The following is a 21,806-nucleotide window of genomic DNA, read 5'->3' as shown; positions in this document are numbered from 1 at the left end:
GTCGATTTAACCAATTTGCTCTGGAAGGTAATTGCTATCGGCCAGATCACTAAAGCGTGTGAAATCAGATTGAAAGGCAAGGGGCACGATTCCTGTCGGCCCATGGCGCTGTTTTGCAATAATAACGTCAGCTTTTCCAAAAGCTTTATCCATTATTTCTTGCCATTTCGTATGTTCCAAGCTACCTAGTTTTGGTTCTTCATTTTTGAGATAGTATTCTTCGCGATAGACAAACAGAACGATATCGGCATCTTGCTCAATTGAACCAGATTCACGTAAATCTGAGAGCTGTGGACGTTTATCTGTTCTATTTTCTACTTGACGAGAAAGTTGAGAGAGAGCGATAATAGGAATATTCAATTCTTTTGCTAATGCTTTTAATCCTGTGGTAATTTCTGTGATCTCTTGAACACGATTTTCTGATGAACGCTTTGAACTGCTTGTCATGAGTTGGATATAGTCAATAAACAAGATATCTAAACCATGTTGCCGCTTGAGACGCCGCGCACGAGCAGCTAATTGCGTAATTGATATTCCCCCAGTTTGATCAATATAAAGTGGTGCCTTTTGTAGTTGGTTCACCGCACGAATAATTTTTGAAAATTGTTCATCTGAAATATTGCCACGCCGAATATCAGAAGAAGAGACTTCTGTTTGTTCAGAAATAATACGGGTTGCAAGCTGTTCGGATGACATCTCAAGTGAGAAGAATCCCACAATGCCGCCTTCATTTTCTTGGATATTGGCATTACGATTATAAGCATTAGCAATATTAAAGGCAATATTGGTAGCCAGTGAGGTTTTACCCATACCAGGGCGGCCCGCAAGGATAATTAAGTCAGATGCTTGTAATCCTCCCATTTTTTCATCAAGTGTTTTAATATGGGTGGCTATCCCTGATAATTGTGAAGAGCGCTTTTTCGCAGCACTTGCCATATCGATAGCTTTTTTAATAGCCTCATTAAAATTTTCAAATCCACCTCCATATTTCCCTTTTTCTGCTAGCTCAAATAACTGATTTTCAACAGTTTCAATTTGTTGGGTAGGTGTGAGTTCTACAGGAGCATCAAAGGCTGTATTGACAACTTGAGTTCCAAGGTTAATCAAAGACCGTCGGATAAAGAGATCGTAAATGACGCGTCCATAATCTTCAGCGTTAATAATAGTGACTGCCTCTGTGGCTAAGCGAACAACATATTGGTATACAGTAATATCTCCAATTTTTTCTTCCATTTGGATATAGGGCTTGATTGTAACTGGATCTACACGTTTTCCTATTTTAATAAGGTGAGATAAAACATGATAAATTTTTTGATGCAATGGTTCAAAAAAATGTTCTGGTTTTAGAAAATCTGAAACGCGGTCAAGAGAATCATTGTTGATAAAGATGGCACCAAGCAATGCCTGTTCAGCTTCAATATTATGCGGAAGTTGCCGAAAAGAAGGAGAATCCTCTTTCTTTGAAGAGCTGACATTAACAACGTTAGTTTCTTCCATAATATTTTTCCACTAAAATTCTAAGTCTAGCTACTTTAGGCGATAAATTGAAAATCGTATAATTAAAAGAATAGAGCTACAAATCTTCATTTTAAGTTAAAATTATATAATTTTTTAAAACTCTCTTTTCGTTCCTCATTTATCATTTGTGTATTATTTATATAACGTCTATCTATTTTATTTTATAATATGTGATTTTAAAGTGGAAGTTTTGCTACTCTAAATTTAAGTATTTTTAAGTTACTTAACCTTAAAATTCCAATATCTGTGTAAGTAGAATTATTTTTTTATAACTGAAATTATTTCAGATCATGTGAGGATATAATCAACTTAACGCTCATACAAACTTTAGCCTTAAGGGTAGAACTTTAAATTATTTTTGCTTTATATGCTGGAAAAAAAAAGACATTTCACTCTTAGTGATATTATCATTCTCGGCATGTAATGCCTTTAAATAATATATTTCTAATTCTTTCATAAAAATTAGGTTCTTTATGTACGATAGCCATAAAATACTCACTTTTAAAGTGTGAGTATTTTATGAGCGATATTTAAAATGGAATAAAAAATATAAAACAGAAAGCAAAAATAGCAATTAAGCTTCTTGATGAGAACTGTTTATATCGTTGTCATTAATTTCTTCTGCCAATAATTCCTCCTGACTTTCTTCTAATAATTCTTCTTGAATATTATATATTTCTTTAGCCGAAGTGAGGGTTTCACCTTCTGCTTGGCGTTGTGCTTCACTGGTAGAACGCGCAACATTAATAATCACAGAAATTTGAACCTCTGGATGTAAGCTAAGAGTGATAGTGTGAAGACCGATCATTTTTATTGGATGATTAAGTTCGATTTGATTTCTTCCAATAGAAAAGCCTTCATCTGTTATGATTTCAGCAATATCACGTGTTGACACAGAACCATAAAGTTGTCCCGTTTCACCAGCAGAACGAACAACAATGAATGATTGTCCATCAAGTTTTTCAGCAATTTTTTGCGCTTCGCTTTTGCGTTCAAGATTACGTGCTTCAAGTTGTGCACGTTGTACCTCAAAATGTTTTTTATTAGCTTCATTTGCGCGTAAAGCTTTACCTTGAGGCAAGAGAAAATTACGCGCATAACCATCTTTAACTGAGACAATATCACCCATCTGACCAAGACGAGGAATGCGCTCAAGTAAAATAATATCCATAGTTTTTCCTTTCGAACAAATAAATTTAGTGGAGTTTTTTGCGTGATTGAAAATTGTATTGAATAGCAGCCCAAATTCCCATCAAAAGCATCATGAAAACAATAGGTGGAGTAAAAACGACTGTAAAAATAGCAATATAAACAAGAGAAAGTATAATAATCCGACCGTTTACCCCTTTTGTAATATTGTGAAGATATGCTAGACCGCTAATTAATATGATGACAGTGTATGCAGTACTAAAGGCAAGGGTACTCAAGTTAAGAGAAGCGCTCAACTCAATCATCGATGCTATGCAAACAATAATAAAAATAATAATTCCAGAAATTGGAAGGCGGAGAGTTTGGCTCCAATCATCACGGGGTCTTTTCAGCCATTTCATATGTTGTGCTGCTATCATGGAAAAGTAAAGGTTACCAATGAGAAAAACCAAACTATAAATAGTCAAAGAAAAAGCAGTAAAAGTTGCTGTATGCGTCATTAAAAGCTCATTAAAAGCGCGTATATCGGCTTCTTTTATTGACTGTGTTTGTTGCAGAGTTTGTGCTATGTTTTCGGTGATTTTTTTTGCAACGATGGGTGTGGAAGGACGTGTTTGAACATAGAGCCCAATGAAAGTTGCTATAAGAGCGATAAAATTAGTTAAATGAAAAATAACCGATGATAATGGATACCATATCAGTTCGTTTTCTTTTTGCGCTGGTCGTGCAAGCCCAAGAAGCCAAGAAGCATAGACAGCAGGAAGGAAAAATAAGAACATAAAGCCAAGAGCAATATAGGTATTAGTGGTTATGATAAGAACAACAGTGGCACTTATGAGGGCGATGAGACTGGCTAATGTTCCTTGACCGAACGCAACAATAAAAATTGGCAATGAAAGAAAGCAGCCAAGAAGAAGAGAAAAAAAGGGCGCGATATTTGCAACACTGATGATTGCCAGTCCTATCACAACAGCAAATAATCCTGCCAAAATACCGGTTAATATCTCATAAGTACGATTTTTTTTCATTTATTGCTGTCCTGCTTTCTGCAGTTAGAGGCGTGTCAATACCCCAACTTTGACATTTAATAGCTTAACATAGGATACAACAAGCTATTTTTTAACCATATAAGAAAAGCAACTGGAGAAACTCTCCAGTTGCATAGCGTATTGATTGCTTACTTTATAACGTACGGAAGTAAGCCTAAAAAGCGAGCACGTTTGATAGCATTAGCTAATTCACGCTGTTTTTTCTGACTAACAGCAGTAATCCGTGAAGGAACAATTTTCCCACGTTCGGAAATATAACGTTGTAACAACTTGATGTCTTTATAATCAATTTTGGGAGCATTGGTCCCTGAAAAAGGACATGTTTTACGACGACGATGAAAGGGGCGACGTGCAGAGTTTTGATTAGTATCAGTCATCATTCTACCCCTTCTATAGTATTTTCACGTTGACGACGTGGAAAACGAGGACGCTCTTCATCATGTCCAATGTGACTATTGCGATCAAGGTGTGAGAGCATAGCAGATTTTTCTTTTTCGTGTTTTTCTACGCGAATGGTCATATAACGCAAAATATCTTCATTGATGCGCATCTGACGCTCCACTTCAGCAATTGCTGAAGCTGGTGCATCAATATTGACTAAGACATAATAAGCTTTACGGTTTTTACGAATACGGTAAGCAAGAGGACGAAGTCCCCAATTTTCTATACGCCCAACTTTTCCACCATGCGCTTCAATGACACCTTTGTAGAGACTCAAAAGTTCATCAACTTGCTGCGGTGCAATGTCTTGTCGGGCAAGGAACATATGTTCATAAAGAGCCATTGTTTTGCCTTTCTTCAATTAAATTTCACCGGTTTTAGCGCAAAGCCTCTGCGACTTGTCTTTTTTGGAAATCCAAAGAAGAAAGGACGCGTTTACAATTCGAGACATCTCAGAGCGGAGATACGGGAGGCCGGAAACATTGTATTTCCTACTGATATTTTACAGCCCTCCGTTCAACCTCCAGCTAAAGTGCCGGCAACGAATATTTCATATCTACAGGTTATCTTTTAAAATAGCAAGTTTATGCACACAAAAAAATTGATTTGTTAAATCTTGATATATTTCCTTCTTCTACAAAAAGATAATACTGTAATATAAAGGCAAAGGAGGGAAAAATGGACTTTTTAAACCAGATTGATGTTACACTCTTTGAAATGTTTGTCGGCAATCATCAAGCTTGGTCGATTGTAGTTTTGTTTAGTATTTTTTGTGCAAAGTTTTTAATTTATATTATTCCTCTCCATCTTTGTGCGTTGTGGTTTTGTGGTGGGGAGAGGGAACGGTGTGTTGTGCTAAGCATTTGCATGAGTATTTGTGCATCTCTTTTCATAGGTTATCTCATTTCTCTTTTTTATTTTCATCCTCGCCCATTCGTGGTAGGGCTGACGACACCGCTTATTCAACATCGTGCAACAGCTTCTTTTCCTAGTAATCATGCCTTGACCATTGCATCTTATGCAGCTAACTTTTATTTTTACCGATACAAAGTTACTTTTAAATTTGCCACCGTATTTTTGTGTTTGATCTGTTGGGCGCGCATCTTTGTGGGTGTACATTATCCCTTTGATATTTTAGCAGGTGCACTTTTAGGAAGTCTCATAAGTTTGGGTGTTATTCAGTTTATAGCACCCTATTTTCCTAAGTTTTTATATCAAATTCCGCCCTTAAAATATAATTTTAGGTGTGGTATTCGTTTTAAATAAAGGGCTTTATATTGATTTGTGCGGATGAATAAGGTCAAAAGAAAATAATTTAATTGTACAGTTTTAGGAGTTGATAAATGGGTGCAGCTTTTATTTTTCCAGGGCAGGGGAGTCAACTTGTTGGTATGGGGAAAGCGCTTGCAGAGCAATTTATTGTCGCACGGATGGTTTTCGAGGAAGTTGATGATGCTTTGGGTGAGAAATTATCAAAGATCATTTTTGAAGGACCAGCAGATGTTTTAACGTTAACAGCAAATGCACAACCGGCATTAATGGCTGTATCTATGGCTGTCATTCGTGTGATGAAACAATTAGGGCTTCGTATAGAAGAAAAGGTAAGGTTTGTTGCTGGTCATTCTTTAGGCGAATATTCGGCTCTTTGTGCTGCTGGTACATTTACTCTCACAGATACGGCAAGACTTTTGCGTATTCGTGGCAATGCTATGCAGGCTGCTGTCGCGGTTGGTGAAGGTTCTATGGCTGCATTAATTGGTTTAGAAGAGCACATTGTGGAAGAAATTTGTGAAACTGTTTCTGGAGAAGGACTATGTCAGATTGCTAATGATAATGGTGGTGGGCAAATTGTTATTTCCGGTAAAGCAAAAGCAGTTGAGGCAGCGGTAGAGATTGCATCAACAAAAGGTGCAAAACGTGCACTTCTTCTTCCTGTTTCTGCACCTTTTCATTCATCTTTAATGCAACCTGCTGCTGATGCCATGAAGAAAGCACTTTTGACTGTTAACAAAATGTCCCCTATTGTTCCTTTGATTGCCAATGTTTCTGTTGCACCTGAGAGCAATCCAGAGCGTATTACTACTCTTCTTGTCCAACAAGTGACTGGGAGGGTGCGATGGCGTGAAACAATAGAATGGATCGCTGCTAATGGAGTTGATACGCTTTTTGAAGTTGGTTCTGGAAAAGTATTAACAGGTTTAACGCGTCGTATTAACAAAGATATAAAGGGGGTAACCATTGGAACAGTTGATGAAATAGAATCAGCGCTAGGTATGCTCGGCGTTTAATCTATAAGGAGTTAAAAAATGTTTAGATTAACAGGACGTAAAGCTCTTGTAACGGGGGCTTCGGGAGGAATTGGTGAGGCAATTGCACGCTGCTTTCATGCACAAGGAGCCATTGTTGGACTTCATGGAACACGCGAAGAAAAGCTTAGAGAAGTGGCGGCAGAATTAGGGCAGAATGTTTTTGTATTCCCCGCTAATCTTTCTGAACGCCAATCGATTAAACAATTGGCTGAAGTTGCAGAAAGAGAAATGGATGGCGTCGATATTTTGGTTAACAATGCGGGAATCACTAGGGATGGTCTTTTTGTGCGTATGCAAGATAAAGACTGGGATGATGTTTTAGAAGTTAACCTAACAGCTGCTTCTCTTTTGACGCGTGAATTAATACATTCTATGATGCGCCGCCGGTATGGAAGGATTATTAACATTACATCTGTTGTTGGTGTTGTGGGAAACCCTGGACAAACGAATTATTGTGCTGCAAAAGCAGGCTTGATAGGTTTTTCTAAAGCATTGGCACAAGAAATTGCTTCGCGAAACATCACTGTCAATTGTATTGCTCCAGGATTTATTAAATCCGCAATGACAGACAAGCTTAATGAAAAGCAAAAAGAAGCCATTATGGCTGCGATTCCGATGAAACGTATGGGAAGTGGGCAAGAAATAGCCGCTGCTGCTGTTTATTTAGCAAGCGATGAAGCAGCCTATACGACAGGTCAAACACTCCATATCAATGGTGGAATGGCAATGATTTGAGTATTTATTTTATTCCACATTGATTTATGAGTTGTATTATTTTAGATAGTAACGATTGAAATGGATAGATGCATCTATTTCTTTAATATGGTCGTTGATCAATTGATGTCGGAATGTCAGATTGGTTCATTTTGTAGGGGATATCCACAGGATGTTTTAAATCATTACTAAAATCTTTTAAAGTAATGCATCTATTGCTTGATTAGATGAACCGATATAGTTAACCAAATTATAGGAAAATATAAATTCGAGGATTTCAACATGAGTGATACAGTAGAGCGCGTTAAGAAAATTATCGTGGAACATCTTGGGGTTAATGCTGATAAAGTTGTAGAAAATGCAAGCTTTATCGATGATCTAGGGGCTGATAGCCTTGATACGGTTGAACTCGTTATGGCTTTTGAAGAAGAGTTTGGGGTAGAAATTCCAGATGAAGCTGCTGAAACGATTTTCACAGTTGGCGATGCAGTCAAGTTCATTGATAAAGCTTCTGCGTGATTACTAAAGGGCAAAGGCATAAATTGCTTTTGCCTATATTCTTCGGAGCTCTTTTGAAAAGAGAGCTTTGAGAGGTGAAGTTTAGTTCAAGGTTAGAAGTTATGAGGCGTGTTGTTGTTACTGGTTTAGGGTTGGTATCTCCATTAGCTGGTAATACTGAATATAGTTGGAAACGACTTCTTGAAGGAAGAAGTGGTGTCCGACGTATCACTGAGTTTGATGTGTCAGATTTGCCATGCCAGATTGCTGCGCGTATCCCCTTAGGGGATGGAACAGAGGGGACTTATAATGCTGATTTGTATATGGAACCTAAAGAGCAACGTAAAGTTGATGCATTTATTGTTTATGCAATGGCAGCTGCTAACCAAGCGCTTGCAGATGCCGAATGGTTTCCTAAGAGTGATGAAGATCAGATTTGTACAGGCGTGTTAATTGGTTCGGGAATTGGGGGAGTTGAGGGTATTGTTGAAGCTGGTTATACGCTTCGTGATAAGGGCCCACGTCGTGTTTCTCCTTTTTTTATTCCGGGTCGTTTGATTAATCTTGCTTCTGGTTATGTGTCTATTCAATATGGTTTACGGGGGCCTAATCATTCTGTTGTAACGGCTTGTTCAACAGGGGCGCATGCGATTGGTGATGCGGTACGTTTGATTATGTTTGGTGATGCAGATGTCATGGTGGCAGGGGGAACCGAATCTCCAATAAATCGGATATCTCTTGCAGGTTTTGCAGCTTGTAGAGCTCTTTCCACTTGTCGCAATGATGATCCTGAACGGGCGTCACGTCCTTATGATACTGATCGTGATGGTTTTGTGATGGGGGAAGGAGCAGCTGTTGTTGTTTTAGAAGAGCTGGAACATGCCAAAAAACGAGGAGCGCGTATTTATGCTGAGGTTATTGGCTATGGTTTATCTGGTGACGCTTACCACATTACAGCGCCTTCAGAAAGTGGTGAAGGGGCTCAGCGTAGTATGATAGCTGCTCTTAAGCGTGCACAAGTGAATGTGAGTGAACTTGATTATATTAATGCTCATGGTACATCTACGATGGCTGATTCCATAGAGCTAGCGGCTGTTGAGCGTGTTTTAGGGAGTTATGCACCACAAGTTTCTATGTCATCAACGAAATCATCTATCGGGCATTTACTTGGTGCAGCCGGTGCTGCTGAGGCTATTTTTTCTATTTTAGCTATACGGGATAATATAGCCCCAGCGACACTTAATCTTGACAATCCATCGATTGAAACGAAAATCGATCTTGTACCACACAAACCGCGTGAACGAAAGATTGATACGATTCTTTCTAATTCTTTTGGATTTGGTGGGACAAATGCATCGTTGGTGATGCGACGTTTTAGGGGATAATAAGTATTTTTATTTAATTTTTGCTTTTGAGTTTTCTACTTTATTATAAGGTGAATGAGAAATTATAATATTATCCTTAATCGCTATTGAGGGGTTATGTCCGATGTGAAAAATGGAAAATCATTAAAGGACGTAAGTGATTCCTCTTCGAATCATTTAGCAGATAGTTATGACATGTTAATACATAAAAAACGAAAGAAATCATCTATCGTCCGTAATCCGTTGGTCATTCTCGGTCATTTTTTTCTTATGCTGATTGTGATTATTCTTTTTGCCATAAGTATTCCTCTTTATATTGGAAAAAGTATTTTTGAAGAAAAGGGAAAAATTGAGGAAGAACAAATTGTTCTTATCCATCCTGGTACCGGAATTCGTGAAATTGCTTCATTGCTAGAAAAACGTGGTTTCATTCGATCATCAGATATTTTTGTTTATGGGGTTGGTTATCACCAAAAAACAACGCATCTGAAGGCTGGTGAATATTTAATTCCAGCTCATGCTTCGATGCAGGATATTATGGATATTCTTGTGAAAGGAAAATCTATAGAGTATACATTTACAGTACCTGAAGGTTTAACGGTTCAGCAAGTTTTCGATCGATTAGCTGCGAATGAAATTTTGATTGGAGACCTTCCAAAAATTTTGCCTCCAGAAGGTTATTTAATGACGGATACTGTTCGTTTTATTCGGGGAACAACGCGTAAAGAGATTGTAAACAGGTTGCGTGAAGGACAGACAAAATTAATTCATGCTATATGGGCTACGCGTTCACCTGATTTACCCATTAAATCAATTGATGAATTTGTTATATTAGCCTCAATTGTTGAGAAAGAAACGGGAATTGCAGCAGAAAGACCAATGGTTGCTGCGGTATTTTATAACCGCCTTACAAAGCATATGCGTCTTCAATCGGATCCAACAGTAATTTATGGTCTCTTCGGAGGAAAAGGAAAACCATCCGGTCGTGCAATTTATCGTTCAGATCTTGAGAAGGAAACACCATATAATACTTATAAAATTAATGGTTTGCCCCCAACGGCTATTGCAAATCCAGGTCGAGATTCTTTAAAAGCGGTGGCACATCCACCAAGCAGTGATGCACTTTATTTTGTTGCTGATGGTTCAGGAGGGCATGTTTTTTCTCGAACTTTAGAGGAACATAATATGAATGTTCGCAAGTGGCGAGAATTAAAGGCAAAACATTGAATTTATAGTGATAACACATCTTTTTGCATCGTAAATGAGAATCCCAAATATAGTAAAATTTTTCTATTTAAATTTTTTATGAGAATGATAAAAAATCATTTTCTTGTCTGTCACAAGTGGGTTGGCGTATGGATAAAAATATTTAAGAAAAAAGTGAATATACTGCTAATACCTTATCTCAAAAAAGAGCAAAATAACATTGAGAATTGCTAAGAAAACACATTGATTAGGGGAGAGGTTGAGATAATGTATAATTCAAATTTTGGAGAAACATTTATGAACAAAGTAGAGTGATGTAATGACAGTCTTTGAAAGTAAATTGAGTGCTATAAAAATAAATCAACGCCGCGGTTTTTTATTTATTCTTTCTTCGCCTTCAGGTGCTGGTAAATCAACAATTTCTCGATTACTTCTAAAAGAGGGACAATTAGAGCTTTCCGTAAGTATGACCACAAGGAAAAGGCGTCCTAGTGAAGTAGATGGGCTGCATTATTACTTTATTTCAAAGGAAGAGTTTGAATATAAGCGTGATAGGGATGAATTTATTGAGTGGGCAGAAGTTCACGGAAATTATTATGGCACTTTACGTGAAACTGTTGAAAGCGCATTGAATGCTGGCCAAGATATGTTATTTGATATTGATTATCAAGGTACCGAGCAACTGCAAAAAAAGATGCTAGGAGACACTGTATCTGTTTTTATTCTTCCACCATCAATGAAAGAGCTTGTTTCGCGTTTACATCGTCGAGCAGAAGATAGTCAAGATACTGTCAATTTGCGATTGGAAAATGCACGAACGGAGTTAAAGCATTGGCTTTCTTATGATTATGTTGTGATTAACGAAGATTTAGATCAGTCTTTATCTTTTATTAAATCAATTTATTTAGCTGAAACCGTAAAACGTGAGCGTTGTTCTTATCTTGGCTCTTTTGTTGATGGGCTTATTGCTGAAAAAATCGATAAATGTTGTGATTAAAAAAGGTTTTATAACACAAAGTGCATTTTTTAGAGCACTAGATGCGCTAAAGTTACAAATTCAGAAATCGAGAGCGTTTCAGCACGGCGCGTTCCATCAATTCCAGCTTTTTCTAATAGCTCTTCACCTCCAAGTATTTTGAGATTTTGACGAAGCATTTTTCGTCTTTGCCCAAAGGCGGTTTTTGTGACGAGGCTTAGTTTTTGTGCAGAGCAGGAAAGAGGTTGTATTCGCGGAATAATATGAACAACGGAAGACGTTACTTTAGGTATTGGTATGAAGGCTTGAGGGGGGACATCAAAAGCAATTTTAGCAGTGGTACGCCAGCCAGTTAAGACACTAAGACGTCCATAATGAGTAGATTGAGGTTTAGCTGTAATCCGTTTGGCAACTTCACGTTGAAACATCAATGTCATTGATTCATAAAAAGGAGGCCATGGTTCAGTCAAAAGCCAATTTAATAAGAGTTGTGTCCCAATATTATAGGGAAGATTTGCAATAATGCGCGGTTTTACAGGGCTTGTTTCAAAGAGTTTTGAGAAATCTTGCTTCAGTGCATCATTACAAATAACTTTTAATTTTTTAGGATAGTGTTTTTCTATTTCTAAGAGAGCCGGTATGCAGCGCTCATCGCGTTCTATTGCTGTTACAATGGCACCCTTTGCTAGCAAGGCACGTGTGAGACCTCCAGGACCAGGACCAATTTCAAGAACAGGTTTTCCTTCTATATTGCCTGCTTGATGAGCAATTTTAGATGTTAAATTAAGATCAAAAAGAAAATTCTGCCCCAAAGATTTATGCGCTTGTAATCCATATATATCAATGACCTCACGCAGAGGAGGGAGATTATCTATTGGCATGGGTTTAAACTATTTTTTGCAAGTTGATTTGCAAGTTTAAGAGCAGCAATAAAGCTTTCGGGAGAGGCTATCCCTTTATCAGCAATGTCAAAAGCAGTTCCGTGATCTGGAGACGTGCGAATAAAAGGTAGACCTAACGTGACATTAACAGTGCTGTCAAAGTCTAATGTCTTAACAGGGATAAGGGCTTGATCATGATACATACAAATGGCAACGTCATATGCTTTTCTTGCGCATTCATGGAACATTGTGTCGGCAGGCAGCGGGCCTGCAATATTGAGTCCTTTCTTTTTAAGATATTCAATAGCAGGAGTGATAACTTCAATATCTTCTTTTCCCATTGCACCTCCTTCTCCAGCATGAGGATTAAGACCAGCAACAGCTAGTCGGGGTGACGTTATTTTAAACCTTGTTTTTAAGTCATATTCAGTAGTAAGTACCGTTTGAATAATTAAATCACGGGTAAGCTGTGAAGGAACATTTTTAAATGGAATATGAACAGTTATTGGTACTGTTTTTAATCGGGGTCCTGCTAACATCATAACTGGATGATAACATTTATGAAAAGCTTTATGGGCTAAATCGGCTAAAAATTCTGTATGACCTGGAAATTGAAAACCGGCATCATAAAGACTCTTTTTTGCAATAGGACAAGTGATAAGTGCACATGCATGGCCATTTTGAATCAATTGAACACAGTGTTTAATTGCTTCAATAATTCCAGCTGTATTTTTCGATGAAGGTATACCTAATTGATCACTTTGTTTGTTTTTTAACGGTATGATAGGAAGAGCTTTTTGAAAATTTTTTGCAGGATTATTGATTAAAACAGATTGCACCTCAACATCAATCTGTAAAAAACGAGCGCGCGAACGAATAACATCTGGATCAGCAAGAAGTACAAAAGGTGGAATTTGGCGCGTAACACGCAAATTCCACGCTTTTAGTACTATTTCAGGACCAATTCCGGCAGGATCACCACCGCTAACAATAAGAGCAGCCATTATGAATTTTGAATGCGTGCCACTCGGCGCAGTTCTCCTAAATATTTGTCGCTTAATTCTTCAAGTTTTTGCGGGCTTCTTTTTTTACTATCTTGAAGAGAAAATATCAGTCGAGCGACATAATCATCAGAAACTCTTTTTATTTTGCAGACAGCAATTGCTTCGATTCCATCAGATGTTTCTTGTAATTTTGTCATTTTTCCAGCAGGCGTTTCAAGAATAGCTTGTTCCCATGCATTAGGAAGTTGTGGCTCCAGAAACTTTCCTAAGTGGCGGATAGTAACGTCTAAAATACCTCTTGCTTGATTGTGAGCATTGGCACATCCACGGAAATGTGCGCGAAAATTACTTGCTTCTCTTTGACGTCTTTCAAAGATCTCTGAACGACGATGTGCAGGAATGACAAAAACAATTCGCTGTAATGTATATTCGTTGGTTGAAGGTTTTACACCACCATTTTTTAATATTCTGCGTACAGCTTCTTGTTCGCTAATCATACCTGTTTCAGCTTGATAGCGTGCGCTAACAAGACGCCCCCATCCTATTTGTCCACGGATGTAATCTTTAAAGTGTTGCACTGTGATCTCAGTTTGGATCAGAATCTGGTTGAGCTGATCAATCGTCATATTATTTTGTGTCGCAAAATTCTCAAAAGCTCTATCAACTTCATCATTGCTTACTTCAATATTAAGACGTTTTATTTCAATATTTTTTAGCTTTTCGTCAATAAGCTCTTTTTTAGCCTGTGCCACCAAATTGCCTTGCTTTTGTTGTAGCCTGAGAAAAGCAAGGCGTCTTTGTATATCATAATTTGTGATGGGGTTGCCATTAACTGTAACAACAATAGAAGTCTGCGCAAAGACTGTCGGAATCAAAAATCCATTTATTAGCAGGCTACTTACGCTCAAAGATGCAATATAAAATAAAGCAAGAAAACGCTTTTTCAATTTATTCATGTAAATAGGCTTTCGCATTGTTTATTAATTCTCATCAACAACTTAAAATACACGCTTTCTTTCATAAAAACAATGATAAGTTAAATGACTGATACATTCCCTTTATAAATTAATCTATCTTTTTTCCGATATCTGCAATCGTACGCAATGAAAGAGAGAAATTAAAGTTTTGCAAGGGTGCTTTCCTGCCTGGATTCGTTACCTGTTGATAACCGAATGTTAACCCGAAACATTCATCCATATAACTCAAGCTAATTCCTCGCTTTATAAATGTACCAGATACTAAATCATAACCGGCGTTGCTATTAATGGACCAATAATCTGCTAATTTAAGTCCTGTTTGAAAAGAAATTTCTTGGCGCTCTTGAGAATATTCATAGTCTGGTTGCTTTGCGATATAGGCATATTGTAGAGCCGCCCAAAAATTTTGCCATTTTTGTGATGCTTCGATTTCACTACGGCGGATTTTTCCTGTTTTTTTGTCAAAGCGTCCACGCGTTTCTAAGGAAAAACCACTTTTATGGGTTGTACCAAACATTGCAACATAGTCTGAACGTTTTGCCTCTAAGCTAGAATGAGTACCGACATTGATAAAGTCCTTTTCTGCAAAAGAATTCTTTCCTGCTAGATGGAAGGATTGTCCAATGAGACCATAAAGAGACCAATTATCATTAAGGCTTCCAGAATATCTTATACCTATATTGGCTCTTGTACCACCTTCTACACGATCATAACCAGAAAATTTGTCTCGTTGAAAGAGAGTGGTTGCATCAAAGACAAAGCTTTGAGCATCTTCATTAGGAATTTGTCCAATATATTGTTCATTATTGCGTATAAAAATTTGTGCAGTTGGTTCTATAATATGTGTAGAATGATCAGCTGTAATGAGGAAGGGATAGCGTAGTTCCAATCCTGCTGTTGCCATGCCACGAATTGCTGAACCATGAATTGCGGATAAGGCATTGTTTTCTATAGAATCTGTGTGATTTTCGCTTGCATTGGTTGTAATGATATCAGCTCGTAGAGAGAGAAGAGGGGTTAAGATGAGTCCGTTGTGCGTGTTGAAGCGCTTTTTCCACTGAAGCTCGTTTGTTAAACGCAAACTATTTCCAGCCATACCAGAAAGTTTTACTGTGTTGAGAGGGTTTCCGTTCTGGTCGGGTGAACTGAAGTCAGCATGGCGACGATAAACTGATTGCATATTACTATGGAAGGTAAGCTCTCCATTATAAATGGGTTCATCTGGTGTGAAAAAATAATCGATGCGTGGTAAGACCCACGCTTGCCGAGAGTGACGTTCATAATGAGGATCATTCAATATTGAATCTTGAACTTTAAAATGATAAAAACGCATATCAAAATAATTTTTTCCTGCAAGACCATTCAGATAGATCTGAGAAAGTTGTGTAGGATTGTTATAGTTTTCAAGTTTATAGGCACGACTAAAATGCCGATCTGATTGTGCAAGAATATCCCATCCATAAGTCCAGTGTGAATTAATACGAAAATCCCCCTTTGTCGCCAGCATATAACGGTTTTTATGTTGGGCATCAATCGTATCATTATCAAATCTATGCGGTTTCATTTGATATATATGAGCAAAGCGAATGTTATAACGTCCTGTTTTTAAACGCTGACGCCATTCCCCTTCGGTTAAAAGCCCTTGTTGGGTATAAACCGTAGAAGAAAGGGTAAAATCATAATGGGGGGCGAGATTCCAGAAATAAGAATTCTTTATCCCCATACCGAGATAATCAGTATAAAAAAAATGAGGAGTAAGCAGACCGCTAGCACGCCTGACAGTTGGATCATAGATCTCAAAATTTGGAAATTTTATAATCGGTACACCAAAAACTTCAAAACTGCTATTTTCAAACCGAATTTTTTTGACGCTATTATTCCATATGATCTTTCTTGCTTTAATTTTCCATAGGACGTCTCTATCTGGTTTATAAGAGCAAGGTTCACAGGCTGTATAGGTTGCATTTTCAAAGACTGTTATGTGATTGTGTTTGCGTGTAGCATTTTGGGCTGAAAAGTGAACATTGTTGGCTGTATCAATACGTAGGGCGTTTACAAAACCCTCGCCAAGATCTTTGGTCATATCAATTTGGTTGGAATAAATTTTATTACCATCCTTTTGAGTAATTTCAACGTTCCCTTGTGCTATAAGCCGTCCTGTTTTTTGATTGTAAATAATTTTTTGAGCGACAACTTTATTGCCATCATATTTGATTTGGACATTACCGTGTGCAGAAACAGTGTTTTCATCACGATTGTAGATGAGTTCATCCGCAGAGAGCAAAAGAGGAGGTTCCAGATTTTGAATGCGACTTTGAGAAGGAGATTGAAGGCTTTGAGCGTGCGCACAATAAGACAAAGCACTTCCTAAAATAACCCCCACAACACTTTTAAAAGCGAGAGCACTTAATTTTGTTAAAATAGTTTTTTTAAGTGTTAATGCTTTCACTTAGCCATCCTCTTTATGAAGTAAAAAAGAGATTCCTAAGAATAACGCAATAACAACGGGTGTCCAAGCTGCAATAATTGGTGGAATATATCCAGCATTACCGAAAGCTTGAACAAGTACGGAAATAACATAAAGCATAAACCCAGCTATTACGCCACCAAGAATCAACATTCTAGATTGCCCAAAACGTGTAAAATTTAAAGATACAGTTGCTGCAATGAGGGTCATTGCCACAAGCAATGCCGGTAATGCAATCAAAGATTGGAAATACATATCAAAATTATTAGCAGAATAGCCAAATGAACGTGCAATCATAATTTTTTTTGGCAATTGGTAAAATGGAATAGTTGCGGGATTCACTAAACGTTCCGTTAAAAATTCAGGTTTTAGATTGGTTTTTATTTGCAACACGGTAAATTTTTCAGGAGGATGCCCTATTTTATAGATTGTTCCATTTGTTAATAGCCAAAATCCATTAGTCAAGGTTGCTTTTGGGGCGTTAATCCAATTTTTAACGGTTGCATTGTCATTGTATTGTACAAAGGTTGCATCGAGAAGAGAAAGTCCTTGATCGGTGATAGATTTGGCACCAATGGTTGTTCTGCCTAAATTTGTACGTTGTGTTAACCAGTGGATACTTGTATTGTGAAGAGGTGTTAGTACATTGTGATTGCGCCATTCAGTCATCTTTTTTTCTGCTTGAGAAAATCCCCATGCAGCAAGTGGATTAATGAGAAGAATTGAAAATAATCCCAAAAGAAAAGCTCCAAAACAAGCTGGCATAAGAAATTGCCATGCAGAAACACCGATTGAACGAGTTACTACAAGTTCAAGTTTTTTGTTGAGCGAGATAAGCGTTGCCATTGCAGAAAAGAGTGCAATGAAAGGGATAAGTTGTTGCATGATAAAAGGGATGCGTAAAGCAGAGAGGAAAAATGCATCTTTTGCTGTATAATGCGGAAGGGAAGATAGCTTACCAGAATTCTCTGTGAAATCGATTAAAAGAGCAAGAACAAAAATGCTTCCCCAGAAATAACAAGTTATTTTAAGATACCGTATAAAAAAATATCGTCCAAGTGTCCACCCAATCATGATATTTCATCCGAGGAATCTTGAGATTTTCGATGTTCAAATTTGTTCATTATTTTTTGAAAAGCGATTTGAAGTATCTCATTAACTTTTGTGGGAAGCCCAATTTTATGATTCGTTAAAAGCATAAAAAAGACAAATGCACTTGTTCCTATGGGGATAATATAAAGGAGAGGAACGTATGCAAGATCGCTTTTTGATTTTTCTGCGAAAAAATATCCTATCCAATACACCAGAAAAGAGAGGGCAATTGCCGAGAGATTTGCGGAATGATGAGCTTGTCGATGGGAGCGTACATCCCCTGCCGCTGCTAATGCAATAAGTGAAAAAACAATAGGGTAGAGCCATTGTGTTAATCTGCGGTGAAATTCAGCTTTATATTGGAGTGGTTTTCGTTGATAGTAGGGATCTTTTGGGTCAGGGTTTTGTAAATAAGAAAGAGACCGATCTTTTGGATAAAGAGTAGGTGTTTTATCACTGGGGATAAACTCTCCTAGGCTAAAAGTATATGAGCTAAATTGCACGATTGAAACACTGTTATTTTGATGATTGACTCTTTCTATTTCACCGTTATTGAGAACCAGAAAACTGCCGTTTTTATTGCTCACAATGGATGCGTCTGTTGCATAATAAAAAAGATCAGTCTTAGGATCACGCTGGTCGGCAATGAAAAGGCGTTCAAGTGTTCCATTTGGATTTCGTTCGCCAATTTCTATGTAAAGGTTATTGGCGAGTTTTTGGAAGCTCCCTTCACTAATGAATAGATTAATAAGATCAAAATGAGCGCTTGCTAGCATTTGTCGCATATGAAGACGCGCTTGAGGAACAACAAAATTAGCTATAGAAAAGGAGATACAGGATGCAACAATAGCAAGAAGAAGGATAGGTTTCCAAACAGTACTTTTAGGAAAACCAGAGGCATTGATGACAGCAAGTTCTGAGTCTTGATGCATTGCTGAGAGGATGGTTGTAATTGCGATGACTAATGCAAACGGAATGACAACAAAAATAACAGAAGGAACCAATGAGAGTGAAAATTGTAAGACTGTGAGGAGTGTTTGTTTACTTGTTGTGAGAAAGTTTATCCGTGCAAGAATTTGTATAGTCCAACTAACGCCCACTGCTGCAATCATGACAGAACTAAACAAAACAAGGACACGTTTCAGGATGTAGAACTCAATAATACGCATAAATTGGGGAAAATCCTCAGTTTTTAATTCGATAGCAAATATTCTTACTGCTTTCGGTTAAAATGTAATAAAGTTTGAAAAAATATCCTTTCATGAATTGGATATTTTTACCAAATAAATAATATAAAATTGCCTATGAGGTCCTCTTTAAATTTTCCGTACATTATATTTTATTTTCAACTATAGTCTACAAAGAATCTAGAAAATAACTTAAAAAACTTTTTTATTAACGTTGAAGATAAAAATTTTTGTCTTTTAAAGACACGTGCAAAAAGATAATGCATCTCAATCAAAAAAGAGGGTTTATATCTTGAACCGTTTCCTTTGTATTAGGGATATAGAATTTTTTTTAAAAAGATGTTAGCTTTTTATAAAGAATGATGAAGGCTTAAGAGATTGGATATTTTATTCTATCATTTGACGCAGTCAACGCTGAAGGATATTTTGCCGACGCTTGTGGAGCGTGCATTGGCTCGTTTTGGTAAAGTAACAATACAGTGTGTGAGTAAAGAACAACGCGATTCTATAGATATACATTTATGGGTTTATACTGATGAATCATTTATTGGACATGGAACGGAGTGTGATCAATATCCAAACTTTCAGCCTGTATTTCTTACGACAGGACAAGAAAATCCGAATGATTCAAAAATTCGTTTTCTCATAGAGGGAGCTGTTTGTTCGGATATTGATGCTTATCAACGGCTTGTCGTGATATTTGATGGTAGAAGTGAAGAGCAGTTGAATCTCGTTCGTGCACAGTGGAAAAAATATAAAATGGAAAATCATAATTTAACGTATTGGCAACAGACTGAAGATTATCGCTGGGAAAAACAGGTTTAATGCGTCTTGTATCTATTGTTCTGATTTTTATAGGATTACTGGGAATAGTAAATCCTGCACTTTTTATTACGGAAGGCTCAGGGGGAGGGCGTTGGGTTTTTATTGTGATTTTTCTTTTAGGCATGTTAAATATATGGACTATAATTAAAAAAACGAAACGCCATAATGATGATCATTGATCGAATTTTGCTTGTTTTATGGGCTGTGATGTTGGCCTTCTTTTGCGTTTCATGGTTGGGGATAACGCATATCTTATCAGAAATGTTTGCTGTTTCTTATATAAGCAATATTGCAGATTTTTTATTTTTCTTTTTGAGTGCCTTGTTTGCAGGAATATTGTGGTGGAAAATACCTCAACCCCTATCTTTAAAAACGAAACTGGCAGCATTTTTGCCGCCAGTCCTTATTTTATTCTTCGTTATTATATTTTAGTTGGATATTTCATCATCTGTAAATCCGACGAAGCAAATCAGTGAAATAAAAGAAGCAAGAAGCAAATAATAACCGATATAAGATGTATCGAAATGTTGCACCAGATATTCTGCAATATAAGGCGCGAGAGATGCTCCTACAATAGCAGATAAATTGAAAGTAATAGAAGAACCGGTATATCGAATTGCTGTTGGGTATGGTGAAGCCAAAACAGCACCAAGAGGACTGTATATCATTCCCATGAGAGATAAGCCAATGACAGACATTGCAAGGACTCCTATAACTCCAGAATTTAAGAAATAAGGAATTGCGAAAGAATAAATACCGGTGATGATTGTAATCCAAATCATCAAAGTTCTACGTCTAATACGGTCAGCGAGTCTTCCCGTGATGACAGTAAAAATCCCACAAAAAATAGCACCGACAATTTCGATTTGAAGAGCTTGATGAAATGGCAATTGCAAATGGTTTGTTGAATAGCTTAACAAATATGTAGTAACCAAGTAAAACAAAACAAAAGTTGCCATACCAGAAAATATTCCAAGAAATAGGATTCGTGGACATTTTAAAAAGACATCTATGATAGGAACTTTGACATGTTTTTTACTTTCAAGAGTTTTTTTGAATTGAACAGTTTCATTGATTGAAAGACGGACCCATAATCCTATAATCATAAAAACAACTGAAGCAATAAAAGGAATACGCCATCCCCAAGCTAAAAGTTCTTCACGATCAAGGAAATGCAGCAGACCCAAATAAACAGCAATAGATAAAAACAAACCTATTGAAACGCCTAATTGGGGAAACATTGCATACCAGCCGCGCTTTTCTGGAGGGGCATTTTCTGTAGCGAGCAAAACAGCTCCTCCCCATTCTCCTCCTAATCCAATTCCCTGTCCAATACGGCACAAGGTTAAGAGGAAAGGGGCAAACCACCCAGCTATTTCATAAGTAGGAAGAAAACCAATAATGACTGTTGAAAGACCCATTGTGAGAAGAGAAGCGATAAGTGTTGCTTTTCTTCCAATCTTATCTCCAAAATGTCCAAAAACAACTGATCCAAAAGGGCGGGCAAAAAAGGCTGCTCCAAATATTAGGAAAGATTGTAAAATAGCAATTTGATCATTTTGTGTTGGAAAAAACACATGAGGAAATATAAGAGCTGCGGCAGTGCCAAAGACATAAAAATCAAAGAATTCAATTGTTGGGCCAATAAGGCTTGCAAATAAAATCCGACGAGGGGAGTTTCTGTTGCTTGTAGCTTTCATTTCTGAGTTTATAGACATGAATAGAATGTCCCTTTTAGTATATGACAAATCAAATGACGAGTTAACTGACTATAACTATAGAAATTTCAAATCGGTGTCGAGTCAATATTATGACACTTCGTTATATATTAGAACAATGATTATGGACTGATGGGTATGAATAAGTGGTCTATATATTATCCATATTGAATAAAATAAAGACACTGCTTTAAATGCTGTAGAAGATGGCAATAGGTGGCCATAAACGCAGCTCTCATTCACATTGCTGTTTCCTTTAAAGTTTAATGCCATTTTTATCTATTAAGGAATCAATCTTATTCGTAGATCAGTGTTTAGTGTCTCAAAATATTAAAAATATTTTTCATGGATGCAATTATAACACTTTTAAAGTGTATCTAAAACAAATTAAATCTTTTAGTTGTGCATGCATTTTAAAACACATGGTGTAT

Annotated in this window: 22 protein-coding genes; 10 read left to right on the top strand and 12 right to left on the bottom strand. The window is 37.2% G+C overall.

What is annotated here, in order from left to right:
• Positions 1 to 6: 6 nt before the first annotated feature.
• The 5 genes from ACFIMP_RS00380 to rpsF all read right to left on the bottom strand — a co-directional run bounded on the left by ACFIMP_RS00380 (position 7) and on the right by rpsF (position 4,500).
• Positions 7 to 1,497 (bottom strand): replicative DNA helicase, encoded by a 1,491-nt coding sequence (locus ACFIMP_RS00380; protein WP_375610161.1) that lies wholly within the window; start codon positions 1,495 to 1,497, stop codon positions 7 to 9.
• Positions 1,498 to 2,092: 595 nt separating this feature from the next.
• Complete coding sequence (gene rplI / locus ACFIMP_RS00375; protein ID WP_273791080.1) at positions 2,093 to 2,689, bottom strand: 50S ribosomal protein L9; 597 nt, start codon at positions 2,687 to 2,689, stop codon at positions 2,093 to 2,095.
• Between the two features lie 25 nt (positions 2,690 to 2,714).
• On the bottom strand, positions 2,715 to 3,695 hold the full coding sequence (locus ACFIMP_RS00370; RefSeq protein WP_375640129.1) for a hypothetical protein: 981 nt from the start codon (positions 3,693 to 3,695) through the stop codon (positions 2,715 to 2,717).
• 149 nt (positions 3,696 to 3,844) lie between these two features.
• Positions 3,845 to 4,093 (bottom strand): 30S ribosomal protein S18, encoded by a 249-nt coding sequence (rpsR, locus tag ACFIMP_RS00365; RefSeq protein WP_012754957.1) that lies wholly within the window; start codon positions 4,091 to 4,093, stop codon positions 3,845 to 3,847.
• Positions 4,093 to 4,500, bottom strand: a complete 408-nt coding sequence (rpsF, locus tag ACFIMP_RS00360; protein WP_375612935.1) for a 30S ribosomal protein S6 — start codon at positions 4,498 to 4,500, stop codon at positions 4,093 to 4,095. The genes rpsR and rpsF overlap by 1 nt, the downstream gene beginning before the upstream one ends.
• Before the next feature lie 335 nt (positions 4,501 to 4,835).
• Here rpsF and ACFIMP_RS00355 point away from each other — a divergent pair, with 335 nt between their 5' ends.
• The 7 genes from ACFIMP_RS00355 (at position 4,836) to gmk (ending at position 11,245) form a co-directional block, all read left to right on the top strand.
• Positions 4,836 to 5,423 carry an undecaprenyl-diphosphatase gene (locus ACFIMP_RS00355; RefSeq protein WP_375612934.1) on the top strand — a complete coding sequence of 196 codons (588 nt, stop codon included), beginning with the start codon at positions 4,836 to 4,838 and terminating at the stop codon, positions 5,421 to 5,423.
• A gap of 77 nt (positions 5,424 to 5,500) precedes the next feature.
• Positions 5,501 to 6,445 carry an ACP S-malonyltransferase gene (gene fabD, locus ACFIMP_RS00350; protein WP_375612933.1) on the top strand — a complete coding sequence of 315 codons (945 nt, stop codon included), beginning with the start codon at positions 5,501 to 5,503 and terminating at the stop codon, positions 6,443 to 6,445.
• Between the two features lie 18 nt (positions 6,446 to 6,463).
• Positions 6,464 to 7,201, top strand: coding sequence for a 3-oxoacyl-[acyl-carrier-protein] reductase (gene fabG, locus ACFIMP_RS00345; RefSeq protein WP_273791075.1), 738 nt, complete (start codon positions 6,464 to 6,466; stop codon positions 7,199 to 7,201).
• Between the two features lie 261 nt (positions 7,202 to 7,462).
• Positions 7,463 to 7,699, top strand: a complete 237-nt coding sequence (locus tag ACFIMP_RS00340; protein ID WP_004860281.1) for an acyl carrier protein — start codon at positions 7,463 to 7,465, stop codon at positions 7,697 to 7,699.
• A 101-nt stretch (positions 7,700 to 7,800) separates the two neighbouring features.
• The gene (gene fabF / locus ACFIMP_RS00335) at positions 7,801 to 9,063 is read left to right on the top strand and encodes a beta-ketoacyl-ACP synthase II (protein ID WP_375612931.1); all 1,263 of its coding nucleotides are present in this window, start codon (positions 7,801 to 7,803) and stop codon (positions 9,061 to 9,063) included.
• Between the two features lie 96 nt (positions 9,064 to 9,159).
• The gene (gene mltG, locus ACFIMP_RS00330) at positions 9,160 to 10,269 is read left to right on the top strand and encodes an endolytic transglycosylase MltG (RefSeq protein ID WP_375611236.1); all 1,110 of its coding nucleotides are present in this window, start codon (positions 9,160 to 9,162) and stop codon (positions 10,267 to 10,269) included.
• A gap of 298 nt (positions 10,270 to 10,567) precedes the next feature.
• Complete coding sequence (gmk, locus tag ACFIMP_RS00325; RefSeq protein WP_375612929.1) at positions 10,568 to 11,245, top strand: guanylate kinase; 678 nt, start codon at positions 10,568 to 10,570, stop codon at positions 11,243 to 11,245.
• A gap of 29 nt (positions 11,246 to 11,274) precedes the next feature.
• On the opposite strand, the gene rsmA is transcribed toward gmk, so the two are convergent.
• The 6 genes from rsmA to lptF all read right to left on the bottom strand — a co-directional run bounded on the left by rsmA (position 11,275) and on the right by lptF (position 18,814).
• Positions 11,275 to 12,105 (bottom strand): 16S rRNA (adenine(1518)-N(6)/adenine(1519)-N(6))-dimethyltransferase RsmA, encoded by an 831-nt coding sequence (gene rsmA / locus ACFIMP_RS00320; RefSeq protein ID WP_375611238.1) that lies wholly within the window; start codon positions 12,103 to 12,105, stop codon positions 11,275 to 11,277.
• Positions 12,096 to 13,109 (bottom strand): 4-hydroxythreonine-4-phosphate dehydrogenase PdxA, encoded by a 1,014-nt coding sequence (pdxA, locus tag ACFIMP_RS00315; protein WP_375612928.1) that lies wholly within the window; start codon positions 13,107 to 13,109, stop codon positions 12,096 to 12,098. Before pdxA ends, rsmA begins: the two co-directional genes overlap by 10 nt.
• The gene (locus ACFIMP_RS00310; protein WP_375612927.1) at positions 13,109 to 14,065 is read right to left on the bottom strand and encodes a SurA N-terminal domain-containing protein; all 957 of its coding nucleotides are present in this window, start codon (positions 14,063 to 14,065) and stop codon (positions 13,109 to 13,111) included. The genes pdxA and ACFIMP_RS00310 overlap by 1 nt, the downstream gene beginning before the upstream one ends.
• 109 nt (positions 14,066 to 14,174) lie before the next feature.
• Positions 14,175 to 16,535 carry an LPS-assembly protein LptD gene (lptD, locus tag ACFIMP_RS00305; RefSeq protein WP_375645473.1) on the bottom strand — a complete coding sequence of 787 codons (2,361 nt, stop codon included), beginning with the start codon at positions 16,533 to 16,535 and terminating at the stop codon, positions 14,175 to 14,177.
• Positions 16,536 to 17,627 (bottom strand): LPS export ABC transporter permease LptG, encoded by a 1,092-nt coding sequence (lptG, locus tag ACFIMP_RS00300; protein WP_375685886.1) that lies wholly within the window; start codon positions 17,625 to 17,627, stop codon positions 16,536 to 16,538.
• Positions 17,624 to 18,814: an LPS export ABC transporter permease LptF gene (lptF, locus tag ACFIMP_RS00295; protein WP_375685885.1), complete on the bottom strand. Its 1,191-nt coding sequence runs from the start codon at positions 18,812 to 18,814 to the stop codon at positions 17,624 to 17,626. Before lptF ends, lptG begins: the two co-directional genes overlap by 4 nt.
• 396 nt (positions 18,815 to 19,210) lie before the next feature.
• Here lptF and ACFIMP_RS00290 point away from each other — a divergent pair, with 396 nt between their 5' ends.
• The 3 genes from ACFIMP_RS00290 to ACFIMP_RS00280 are packed head-to-tail and all read left to right on the top strand — an operon-like array spanning position 19,211 to position 20,089.
• Complete coding sequence (locus tag ACFIMP_RS00290) at positions 19,211 to 19,657, top strand: DNA polymerase III subunit chi (RefSeq protein WP_375652278.1); 447 nt, start codon at positions 19,211 to 19,213, stop codon at positions 19,655 to 19,657.
• On the top strand, positions 19,657 to 19,836 hold the full coding sequence (locus ACFIMP_RS00285) for a hypothetical protein (protein ID WP_375629223.1): 180 nt from the start codon (positions 19,657 to 19,659) through the stop codon (positions 19,834 to 19,836). Before ACFIMP_RS00290 ends, ACFIMP_RS00285 begins: the two co-directional genes overlap by 1 nt.
• Complete coding sequence (locus ACFIMP_RS00280; protein WP_375685918.1) at positions 19,826 to 20,089, top strand: hypothetical protein; 264 nt, start codon at positions 19,826 to 19,828, stop codon at positions 20,087 to 20,089. Before ACFIMP_RS00285 ends, ACFIMP_RS00280 begins: the two co-directional genes overlap by 11 nt.
• Here the strand turns inward: ACFIMP_RS00280 and ACFIMP_RS00275 are convergent.
• The gene (locus ACFIMP_RS00275) at positions 20,086 to 21,375 is read right to left on the bottom strand and encodes an MFS transporter (RefSeq protein ID WP_375611247.1); all 1,290 of its coding nucleotides are present in this window, start codon (positions 21,373 to 21,375) and stop codon (positions 20,086 to 20,088) included. The two genes, ACFIMP_RS00280 and ACFIMP_RS00275, sit on opposite strands and share 4 nt — an antisense overlap.
• Between the last annotated feature and the right edge of the window lie 431 nt (positions 21,376 to 21,806).

The sequence above is a fragment of the Bartonella sp. AP65SXKL genome (assembly GCF_042195725.1).
Taxonomy (GTDB): Bacteria; Pseudomonadota; Alphaproteobacteria; order Rhizobiales; family Rhizobiaceae; genus Bartonella.
This window is presented reverse-complemented; position numbering and strand designations above follow the sequence as displayed.

Bases quoted from the DNA above. Each gene is read 5' to 3' on its own strand.
- rpsR (WP_012754957.1), bottom strand. From the start codon at position 4,093: ATGACTGATACTAATCAAAACTCTGCACGTCGCCCCTTTCATCGTCGT.
- lptG (WP_375685886.1), bottom strand. From the start codon at position 17,627: ATGATTGGGTGGACACTTGGACGATATTTTTTTATACGGTATCTTAAA.
- rplI (WP_273791080.1), bottom strand. From the start codon at position 2,689: ATGGATATTATTTTACTTGAGCGCATTCCTCGTCTTGGTCAGATGGGT.
- ACFIMP_RS00355 (WP_375612934.1), top strand. From the start codon at position 4,836: ATGGACTTTTTAAACCAGATTGATGTTACACTCTTTGAAATGTTTGTC.
- ACFIMP_RS00310 (WP_375612927.1), bottom strand. From the start codon at position 14,065: ATGAATAAATTGAAAAAGCGTTTTCTTGCTTTATTTTATATTGCATCT.
- ACFIMP_RS00280 (WP_375685918.1), top strand. From the start codon at position 19,826: ATGATCATTGATCGAATTTTGCTTGTTTTATGGGCTGTGATGTTGGCC.
- ACFIMP_RS00340 (WP_004860281.1), top strand. From the start codon at position 7,463: ATGAGTGATACAGTAGAGCGCGTTAAGAAAATTATCGTGGAACATCTT.
- ACFIMP_RS00370 (WP_375640129.1), bottom strand. From the start codon at position 3,695: ATGAAAAAAAATCGTACTTATGAGATATTAACCGGTATTTTGGCAGGA.
- rpsF (WP_375612935.1), bottom strand. From the start codon at position 4,500: ATGGCTCTTTATGAACATATGTTCCTTGCCCGACAAGACATTGCACCG.
- mltG (WP_375611236.1), top strand. From the start codon at position 9,160: ATGTCCGATGTGAAAAATGGAAAATCATTAAAGGACGTAAGTGATTCC.
- rsmA (WP_375611238.1), bottom strand. From the start codon at position 12,105: ATGCCAATAGATAATCTCCCTCCTCTGCGTGAGGTCATTGATATATAT.
- fabD (WP_375612933.1), top strand. From the start codon at position 5,501: ATGGGTGCAGCTTTTATTTTTCCAGGGCAGGGGAGTCAACTTGTTGGT.
- pdxA (WP_375612928.1), bottom strand. From the start codon at position 13,109: ATGGCTGCTCTTATTGTTAGCGGTGGTGATCCTGCCGGAATTGGTCCT.
- ACFIMP_RS00285 (WP_375629223.1), top strand. From the start codon at position 19,657: ATGCGTCTTGTATCTATTGTTCTGATTTTTATAGGATTACTGGGAATA.
- gmk (WP_375612929.1), top strand. From the start codon at position 10,568: ATGACAGTCTTTGAAAGTAAATTGAGTGCTATAAAAATAAATCAACGC.
- ACFIMP_RS00380 (WP_375610161.1), bottom strand. From the start codon at position 1,497: ATGGAAGAAACTAACGTTGTTAATGTCAGCTCTTCAAAGAAAGAGGAT.
- fabG (WP_273791075.1), top strand. From the start codon at position 6,464: ATGTTTAGATTAACAGGACGTAAAGCTCTTGTAACGGGGGCTTCGGGA.
- fabF (WP_375612931.1), top strand. From the start codon at position 7,801: ATGAGGCGTGTTGTTGTTACTGGTTTAGGGTTGGTATCTCCATTAGCT.
- ACFIMP_RS00275 (WP_375611247.1), bottom strand. From the start codon at position 21,375: ATGTCTATAAACTCAGAAATGAAAGCTACAAGCAACAGAAACTCCCCT.
- lptF (WP_375685885.1), bottom strand. From the start codon at position 18,814: ATGCGTATTATTGAGTTCTACATCCTGAAACGTGTCCTTGTTTTGTTT.